Below are 8,463 nucleotides of genomic sequence, written 5' to 3'. Positions count from 1 at the left end.
CTGCAATCGGCTGAGGCTAAAAGCTTCAACTGTTTCCAGAGCAAATCGACGGAATCCCAGCCCCCCTCTCCTAGAGGGGGGCTTTTTTGTGGCTAAGACCCTGAAAGCAATGCCTGTTACTAACGTGTCGAAAGCCAAGGTGTTTACCAATGGGCAGCAGCTTCGGGAAGCTTTTTCGCATCAGTACCTTTGGCGAATCCCACGGTGGGGCCGTGGGGGTGATTGTCGATGGCTGCCCGCCGCGACTGGCCCTGGATCTGGAGGCCATCCAAACCGAACTCGACCGGCGTAAACCTGGCCAGAGCAAGATCACGACCCCCCGCAAGGAAGACGACCGGGTTGAAATCCTCAGTGGCCTACTGGATGGGGTGACCCTGGGCACGCCGATCGCGATGGTGGTCCGCAACAGGGATCAACGCCCCCAGGACTACAAGGAAATGGAGGTGGCCTTTCGCCCCTCCCATGCCGATGCCACCTACCAGGCCAAGTACGGCATCCAGGCCCGCAGTGGTGGTGGCCGTGCCTCAGCGCGGGAAACGATCGGACGGGTGGCCGCTGGAGCGATCGCCAAACAATTGCTGGCCAAGGTCCATGGCACCGAGGTGCAGGCCTGGGTGAAGCGGATCCACACCCTTGAGGCAGCGGTGGATCCAGCCACGGTGACCCTGGAGGCAGTGGAAAGCAACATCGTGCGCTGCCCGGATCCCGCCATGGCGGAGCGGATGATCGAGCGGATCGAGGCAATCGGCCGCGAGGGCGACTCCTGCGGCGGGGTGATCGAATGCGTGGTGCGCAGGCCACCGGTGGGCATGGGCATGCCCGTATTCGACAAATTGGAGGCGGATCTGGCCAAGGCGGTGATGTCGCTGCCGGCTACTAAGGGCTTTGAGATCGGCTCCGGCTTTGAAGGCACCCTGCTCAAGGGCAGTGAGCACAACGACGCCTTCCTACCCACGGGCGATGGCTCCCTGCACACCGCCACCAACAACTCCGGCGGCATCCAGGGGGGGATTAGCAATGGAGAGGCGATCGTGATTCGAGTGGCCTTCAAGCCCACGGCCACGATCCGCAAGGCTCAGCAAACCATCAACGATCGGGGCGAAGCCACCACCCTGGAAGCCAAGGGCCGGCATGATCCCTGCGTACTGCCCCGGGCAGTGCCGATGGTGGAGGCGATGGTGGCCCTAGTGCTGGCTGATCACCTGCTCAGGCAGCAGGGGCAGTGCAGCGTCCCCTAGGGCCAAAACAAGCTCCCTCAATGACTGCCAGGCCTTGTCGTGGTCAAAAGTTCCGCCATAGTCCAAAGTCCCGCCCAGGGCAACCGCATCCACCCCGGAGCTAAGCCAAGCCAGCACATCGGTGGGGGCCAAGCCCCCAGCCGCAATGCAAAACGGCAAGTCCCCAAGCGGTGCCCGTAGGCGGGGCCAATAGGCCGGCCCCAGGCTGCTGGCGGGAAAAAGCTTGACCAGCCCACAGCCGAGAGTTTGGGCCCGGTAGACCTCGGAGGGGCTAAGCACCCCGGGCACAAGGGTTATGCCCAGCTGGCAGGCCAACTGCAGCAGGCCTGGGTCAAGCACCGGCGAAACGGCGTAGGTCAGGCCCGCAACTGCCGCAGCCTCCAGGGCCTCGACCTGCCGCACAGATGCTGCACCGAGGTTGAGAGAGGGAAAGCGCTGCTTCAATTCAGCGCACTGCTCTGACCAGGCCGGCAGCGGACTCCAGGCAATTTCGACATGCCTCACCCCAATCGCATCGAGCTGCTTGAGCCGATTAACCAGCTGGATGGGCTCAACAGAACGAAGCACCACCAGCAAGGGCTGGCGGTGCAGGGAGGAAATCAGGCCACTTGCATTGACCTGGAGAGGAGTTTTAGGGGATTCGGCTTCGTTCAGACGTACTCGGCCACCCGCACGTCACGGCGAATCAGCAACTCCTGCAGATCTTCCGCATCCACCGTTTCCTTCTCGACAAGCATGTCGGCCAGCTCATCGAGAACAGAACGATTTTTGGAGAGCACCTCGGTGGCGCGTTTGTAGGCCTCAGAAACTAGCTGGGCCACTTCCTCATCAATTGCGGCTGCAGTGTCTTCGGAGAAGTCACGCTCGGCTGCGATATCGCGGCCGAGGAACATGCCACCCTGGCTGCGGCCAAGGGCCACGGGACCAAGGCGATCACTCATGCCAAAGCGAGTAACCATCTGCCTTGCCACCCGAGCAACCTGCTGGAGGTCGTTGGAGGCACCGGTGGTGACTTCATCTTCGCCGTAGACAATTTCCTCTGCCACCCGGCCGCCCAGGGCGACGGCCATTTGATTTTGCAGATAGGAGCGGGAATAGAGGCCCGACTCCATCCGCTCTTCGCTGGGGGTGAAGAAGGTGAGACCACCGGCCTGGCCGCGGGGAATGATGCTGATCTTTTGAACGGGGTCGTAATCGGGCATCAGGGCGCCGACTAGGGCGTGGCCACCTTCGTGATAAGCCACCAGGCGCTTGCGCTTCTCACTCATCACCCGATCTTTTTTCTCAGGGCCGGCCATTACCCGCTCGATGGCGTCGTTGACCTCATCCATCGAAACTTCGGTCAGTTGACGGCGGGCCGCCAAAATTGCCGCCTCGTTAAGCAAGTTGGCGAGGTCAGCGCCGGTAAAGCCAGGGGTGCGGCGGGCGACCTTATAGAGGTCGACATCTTTAGCAAGGGTCTTGCCCCGGGCATGGACCTCGAGGATCTGGAGGCGACCGCTGTAATCAGGCCGATCAACCACCACCTGACGATCAAAACGACCTGGACGCATCAGGGCCGAATCGAGCACATCGGGGCGGTTAGTGGCAGCCACGATGATGATGCCGGTGTTGCCCTCAAAGCCATCCATCTCGGTGAGGAGCTGGTTGAGGGTTTGTTCCCGCTCGTCGTTGCCGCCGCCTAGGCCAGCGCCCCGCTGGCGGCCCACCGCATCGATTTCATCGATGAAGACAATGCAAGGGGCGCTCTTTTTGGCCTGCTCAAACAGATCGCGCACCCGGCTTGCACCCACGCCCACAAACATCTCCACAAACTCAGAGCCTGAGATCGAGAAGAAGGGCACACCAGCTTCACCAGCCACAGCCTTGGCCAAAAGGGTTTTGCCCGTACCGGGAGGGCCCACCAGAAGCACCCCTTTGGGGATCTTGGCGCCGACGGCGGTAAAACGATCAGGATTTTTGAGGAAGTCGACGACTTCGGTGAGCTCGAGCTTGGCCCCCTCAATGCCAGCCACATCGCCGAAGGTCACCTGGGTCTGGGGCTCCATCTGCAACCGGGCCTTGCTCTTGCCGAAGCTCATGGCAGGGTTGCCGCCACCGCCCTGGGCGCGGCGCAACAGGAAAAACAGGCCGCCCAGCAGCAACAGGGGGAACAGCAAGCTGCCTATGGCCTGCTGCCAGGCCGCTGGCTCGCGGCTGGGCTGCACTGCGATATCAACGTTGTGATCGGTGAGCAGCTTGAGCAGATCCTTGTCTGGTGCCAGGTTGACCACGGCACGGCGACCATCGTTTTCCACCACCTGGGCGGTGCCCCGGTCAGGGGAAATCAGAACCCGGGAAACGTCGTTGGCCTCTACGGCCTCAACGAAATCGCTGTAGCGAAGGGTCCGCGGAGCGTTGGCTGGATCGGGTCGATCCAGAAAAGCCGTGCCCACGGCAATCATCACGATTACCAAAATTACGTAGAGCCCGGCATTGCGCCAACGCTTGTTCACGGCTTATGAGAGGGAAGTAAAGGAATGTTAACCGGCCTTGCGGCCCGAATCGCTAGTTGGCAGATCGGAGCACATCCACCACGCTGCGGAAGGCGAACCACTCGGGAATTTCCTCGCCGCCGCGGAGCATTTGGCGGAATTGGGTGCCGCTGAGCTTGCGCACGTGCAGGCCCCGGGCCTCGGCGTGCTGGGCGGTCACGTAGCCCTCTTCCTCCGTATACACGAGGTTGAGCGAAGGCACGGTTTCCATGCCGAGCTCGGCGGCGTTATCCCGGGCAAAATCCTGGGCCTGGTATGGGCCGTAGAAATCCTCGCCAGTTAGGGACGACTTACAGCCGGCCATGTCGCGGCCAATGATGAAGTGGGTGCAGCCATAATTTTTGCGGATGATCATGTGCTGCAGCGCTTCCCTGGGCCCGGCCATGTGCATCGAATAGGGCAGGTAGGCCCAGCGAATGCGCGGATTGTTCACCTCGGCGGCCAAGCGCTCGTAGGTCTGGAAGCGCACATCACCGGCGATGTCGTCGTCCTGGGTGGGCCCGCAGGTGGGATGCACCAACACCACACCACCGGCACTGACATTGCTGGCATCAAGGGCCCTGGTGAAGAGCTCGTAGTGGGCGCGGTGGATGGGGTTGCGGCACTGGAATGCCACCACGTCTTGACTTTCTGGAAGGGTGGAGCGCACCTCAGCAGGGGTTTTGCAGGGGAACTCCCGGCGGGGCAAACCGAGGCCCTGCACCTGGCCTCCCAGGTAGTAACGGCCCCGCTCTGTGGCGATCATCTTCACCGCAGGATGCTCAAGGGAGGTGGTGCCGTAGCAGCCCTTGGCCTCCTTGGCCTTGTCGGGTTCCCAGCGGCTCTCCACGGTGAATAGGGCCAGGTCTTCGCCGCGGTAGGTGAGTAGCAAACGATCGCCGACCGCTATGGCTTCGTCGTTGGTGTCAAAGACGATCGGCAGACCAAAAAGGAGGCCGCTGGTGGTGCGGTTGGAGGCCACCACCGCGTCGTAGTCCGCCTGGTGCATGAAGCCCCTAAGAGGGGAAAAGCCGCCCACAACCAGCAGCTCCACATCACAGGCATTGCGATCACTGCACTCCAACACCCGGATGGCGCTAGCCCTGACTTCCTCCTGGGCCTCGGCCGCCACCATCAGGTCGACCAGGGATCCCCCATGGGGTGCGATCAAGCCGGATGCGGTGGCAGCCATCTAAGACCAACGGGTAAGTGGGATGGATTCTCCCAGACAGCTTGGGAAGCCCCAAAAGACCAATAAAAAAGGGCCCAGCCGGGCCCCTTGCTTTTCATGTTCTGGAAAGGTTCAGGCTTTGCCAGCCAATCAGACCTTCTCGAGCCGACCATAGAGCTGGCCGATGATTTTCACGTCCACCACCGCCTTGGTGCCCATGTCCGAATCGGAGGGCTGGATAGCGGTGAAAACCCCGGCAAATTCACCGGTGCTGGCATCAACCTTGGTGATCGAAAGGTTCATGGTGCCGGTGCCATCCACGTAGCGCTTCACTGTTTCACCGGTGAACTCATCACCAGCAGGCACCAGGCCCATGGCCGAGCTGTAGCCGGTGGTTAGGCCCCGACCTTTGGGATCGAGGAAGTTGCTGGTGCGATAGCTGGGGGCGCGGAAGCTGCCGTCGAAGTCGGTGCTGGTGGTGATGGAAGATCCATCGGCACTGGCTAGTAGTTCCTTACTGGAGAAGGTGAAAGGCACCTCTTCACCGCCGGGCAGCAGCACGGTGATCGGCTGGAAGTCGATGCCACCTAGCTCCTTGAAGGAGAGGCCATCGGGGCCCACCCCGAGATCTCCATAGACCTGGTCAAGGCTGGAGGTGAAGCGGGTGAGGATCTTGCTAGAAACAAACTGGGCTTCCTGGCGCTTGTTGGCGGGCTCACCCTTCACATACACCTCGGAGGGGTGCATGCAGATTTCCCGCAGCTGATATTTGGCTGAGGAATCAAGGGCGATCGAACCCCGGGCCGAATCGGGCAGGGTCGGGCAATCGTTGGCCAGGCCCGTGTTGTGGATGTCGTCGTAGGTGAGGTTGGCTCGATCCACGGCCTTGGCCCCACCGCTACAGGCGGTCACCAGGCTCAGGCACAGCGCCAGCACTAGGGCCAGCAGAGGACGAAAACTCATGGGAGAAGGCCGCAGAGACAGCGGATCGGAACTGGGCTTCGGCGGATCCTACCGGTGCAAAACCCTCAAAACCCGTACGATGTCGCGGCTCTCAACAAGCCGTATGGAGAGCAGCGACATCGCGACTGAAAGCACCCATAAGTACTGAGATATGAGCCTGACTCCTGCCCAGCAAACCAGCCTCGGCCGCGCCCTAGGGGAGTTGCAAAGCCTGGCCGACGAAATCAATGGCAATCCAGATGCCCTGCTTGAGCTGTTGCGCCAACTAGAAGGCCTGCATCGCACGATCCAAGACGGCCCTTTCCGCGGCAGCCTGCCCGCCGGCCGCAACCAACTGTTTGAGTTGCTTCAAAACATGGAAAGCAGTGGCGGCTGGCCTTACATACCAAGGCTCCAACTGCGCACCTTTATCGATCTGATGCAACCGGATCCAGATCCCGAGGGCCAGCCGCTGCCGGTCTGAGGGCGCTGAGCAATTGATGGGCAATCGCCAGCTTGGGGGCTAGGGGCAATTGGGTTTCCTTGCCATCAGCGTCGAGCAACCAGCCCTGATTTAGGCCACTGGCAAACCCCGCATGGGGTAAATCAATTGGGTTGGCGAAGAGCAAATCACAGCCCTTACGGGCCAATTTCGCCCGTGCCTGTGGCAGGCCTAAACCGCTTGGATCTAGGTGGGTTTGGGCAGCAAAACCAAGGATGCGCTGGGCTGCCGGCTTGCGGGCCACCAGCTCCGCCAGCAGATCGGGCACCTCCTGCCAGTCAGCGGTGAGAGCAGTCGCCAATTCGGCCTTGCTGAGCTTGCTGGCCATCGGCGCCGCCCGGCGATGGTCGGCAACGGCAGCGGCCATCGCCACGGCATCGGCATCGGGCTGGACCGCTAGCAACTCGGCCTGCATTTGGGCGGCGGTTTGCACCGGTGTGCAGTGCAAACCCTCCAGCAGGGCGGGATCAAGGGCCAGGGGGCCGTGCACAAGCCGCACCTGGGCACCCCTGAACCTGGCCGCCTGGGCCAACAACACCCCCATCAGGCCTGTGCTGCCATTGCTTAGGAAGCGCGCCGGATCAAGGGCCTCCCTGGTGGGGCCCGCACTTACCAGCAGCTGCAGACCCTGCCAATCCCTTTGCCAACCCCACAGGGCAAGGGATTCCAAGGCCACCAGCAACTGGGCTGGCTCGGCCATCCGACCATCCCCAAGCCGATCACAGGCCAAGAGCCCTGGGGCTGGAGCCAGGGGCAACACCCGCTGCTGGGCCTGGAGCAGCTGCCAATTGCGCTGCACCGCCGGGGCCTGCCACATGGAGGTATTCATTGCCGCTGCAGCCAGCACCGGCGCCTCAGTGGCCAAAAGGGTGCTGGCCAGCAGGGTATCGGCCATGCCCTGCACCCAACGGGCCAGGCTTGTGGCACTGAGGGGGGCCAGGAGCACCAGTTCGGCCCACTCCGCCAACTCCACGTGGAGGGGGCGGCCGGCCAGATGGCTCCACTGGTCCGCATCGAGATAGCAGCGGTGGCGACTCAAGGAAGCCAGGGCCACCGGGCTAACCAGGGCAGCGGCACTGGGGGTAAGCAGGCAGCGCACCTCGGCACCCCGCTTAGCCAGGGCGCTTACCAGCTGGGGCAGCTTTACCGCCGCAATACTGCCGCTGATGGCGACCAGGATGCGGCGACCAGCCAGGGGATCGGCCGGCAGCCCTGTTGCGGCAGGCAGCCCTGTTGGGGCAGACGACTCAATCCTCATCAAAGGGCTCTTGATCCACCAGGTGCACGTAGGGGCGCGCTAACTCGGGGCGGTGAATGGCCAGGGCCCGCATCAAGTGCCAATCCGCCAGGCCATCGAAGGCCGATGGATAGTCGTCTTCTTCCAGTCGATGGGCCAGCTCAGCGGTGGTCTCTTCATCAAAGGCAGCTAGCCGTTCTGGGGTAATCGCGGCGCTCATGGCAGAAAGGGCTTGGGGAACTGACCTTTGGAGATAATGGCGCCGCTGAAGGGGAATTAGCTCAGCTGGTAGAGCGCTGCGATCGCACCGCAGAGGTCAGGGGTTCGAGTCCCCTATTCTCCATTCCATGGAATGGACCCCAAGCGCCGAAAGTCGGCTCAAGGAAGTGCCGTTTTTTGTACGGCCCGTAGTGCGCCGCAAGATCGAAGGATTAGCCGTGGAAGCTGGAAAAAGCGAGGTGGATGAAGGCTTTTACGAGAGCGCCAAAACCCAATTCGGTCAGAAGTAAACCGACGATGCGGTAAAAGGGACAACAAGTAACGTTTTTTTCATGTCCCAATCAAAGCGTGAGCAGGTGGTAAGCCATCTTCGCTACATCCGCCAAGAGCTTCGGGAAATGCACCAGGGGGTGCAGGAAGACGGTTTGCTGCCAGAGGCTGGTGAGGTGCGGGGCGTGATGGCCCAGATGGAAGCGCTGCTGGAATTGCTGGAAGGGAAATCCCGCAAGAAAGACAGCGATTCCTGAGCCAATTCAGGCCAGAGCCCAGCCTGGCCTGCGTCAAGCATTAGCTCTTTTGTGGCGATCCCCTATCAGTAGCGTACAAATGTTGCTACTACGCCACTGATGGTGTAAAATGGT

Annotated in this window: 10 protein-coding genes and 1 tRNA gene; 5 read left to right on the top strand and 6 right to left on the bottom strand. The window is 61.6% G+C overall.

All coding sequences use genetic code 11. From position 1 onward, the window contains the following. Positions 1-149 precede the first annotated feature (149 nt). Positions 150-1,238 (top strand): chorismate synthase, encoded by a 1,089-nt coding sequence (gene aroC, locus KBY49_RS09900; protein WP_254934597.1) that lies wholly within the window; start codon positions 150-152, stop codon positions 1,236-1,238. On the opposite strand, the gene KBY49_RS09895 is transcribed toward aroC, so the two are convergent. The 4 genes from KBY49_RS09895 to psbO form a co-directional block, all read right to left on the bottom strand. Next, positions 1,185-1,805, bottom strand: a complete 621-nt coding sequence (locus KBY49_RS09895; protein WP_396099774.1) for a bifunctional 4-hydroxy-2-oxoglutarate aldolase/2-dehydro-3-deoxy-phosphogluconate aldolase — start codon at positions 1,803-1,805, stop codon at positions 1,185-1,187. The genes aroC and KBY49_RS09895 overlap by 54 nt on opposite strands. A gap of 83 nt (positions 1,806-1,888) precedes the next feature. Beyond that, complete coding sequence (gene ftsH3 / locus KBY49_RS09890) at positions 1,889-3,733, bottom strand: ATP-dependent zinc metalloprotease FtsH3 (protein ID WP_254934596.1); 1,845 nt, start codon at positions 3,731-3,733, stop codon at positions 1,889-1,891. Between the two features lie 52 nt (positions 3,734-3,785). Next, positions 3,786-4,943 (bottom strand): sulfate adenylyltransferase, encoded by a 1,158-nt coding sequence (sat, locus tag KBY49_RS09885; protein WP_254934595.1) that lies wholly within the window; start codon positions 4,941-4,943, stop codon positions 3,786-3,788. A gap of 129 nt (positions 4,944-5,072) precedes the next feature. After that, a complete protein-coding gene (psbO, locus tag KBY49_RS09880) occupies positions 5,073-5,885 on the bottom strand; it encodes a photosystem II manganese-stabilizing polypeptide (RefSeq protein ID WP_254934594.1) in 813 nt (270 codons plus the stop codon). Between the two features lie 151 nt (positions 5,886-6,036). Between psbO and KBY49_RS09875 the strand changes: the two genes are divergently transcribed. Continuing rightward, positions 6,037-6,348: a hypothetical protein gene (locus KBY49_RS09875; protein ID WP_254934593.1), complete on the top strand. Its 312-nt coding sequence runs from the start codon at positions 6,037-6,039 to the stop codon at positions 6,346-6,348. On the opposite strand, the gene coaBC is transcribed toward KBY49_RS09875, so the two are convergent. Further along, positions 6,293-7,624, bottom strand: coding sequence for a bifunctional phosphopantothenoylcysteine decarboxylase/phosphopantothenate--cysteine ligase CoaBC (coaBC, locus tag KBY49_RS09870; RefSeq protein ID WP_254934592.1), 1,332 nt, complete (start codon positions 7,622-7,624; stop codon positions 6,293-6,295). The two genes, KBY49_RS09875 and coaBC, sit on opposite strands and share 56 nt — an antisense overlap. Then, positions 7,614-7,823, bottom strand: a complete 210-nt coding sequence (locus KBY49_RS09865; RefSeq protein WP_254934591.1) for a DUF2555 domain-containing protein — start codon at positions 7,821-7,823, stop codon at positions 7,614-7,616. Before KBY49_RS09865 ends, coaBC begins: the two co-directional genes overlap by 11 nt. A 50-nt stretch (positions 7,824-7,873) precedes the next feature. On the opposite strand from KBY49_RS09865, the gene KBY49_RS09860 reads away from it, so the two are divergent. From KBY49_RS09860 to KBY49_RS09850, 3 genes are all read left to right on the top strand, one after another. Further along, positions 7,874-7,946: transfer RNA gene (locus tag KBY49_RS09860), tRNA-Ala, on the top strand. 4 nt (positions 7,947-7,950) lie between these two features. Further along, a complete protein-coding gene (locus KBY49_RS09855; RefSeq protein WP_254934590.1) occupies positions 7,951-8,112 on the top strand; it encodes a PCP reductase family protein in 162 nt (53 codons plus the stop codon). A 42-nt stretch (positions 8,113-8,154) separates the two neighbouring features. Continuing rightward, positions 8,155-8,349 carry a hypothetical protein gene (locus KBY49_RS09850; RefSeq protein WP_254934589.1) on the top strand — a complete coding sequence of 65 codons (195 nt, stop codon included), beginning with the start codon at positions 8,155-8,157 and terminating at the stop codon, positions 8,347-8,349. Positions 8,350-8,463: the final 114 nt, after the last annotated feature.

Source organism: Cyanobium sp. WAJ14-Wanaka, from assembly GCF_024345375.1.
GTDB lineage: Bacteria > Cyanobacteriota > Cyanobacteriia > PCC-6307 > Cyanobiaceae > Cyanobium_A.
The sequence above is the reverse complement of the archived record's forward strand: the minus strand, read 5'-3'. Positions and strand labels throughout refer to the sequence as shown.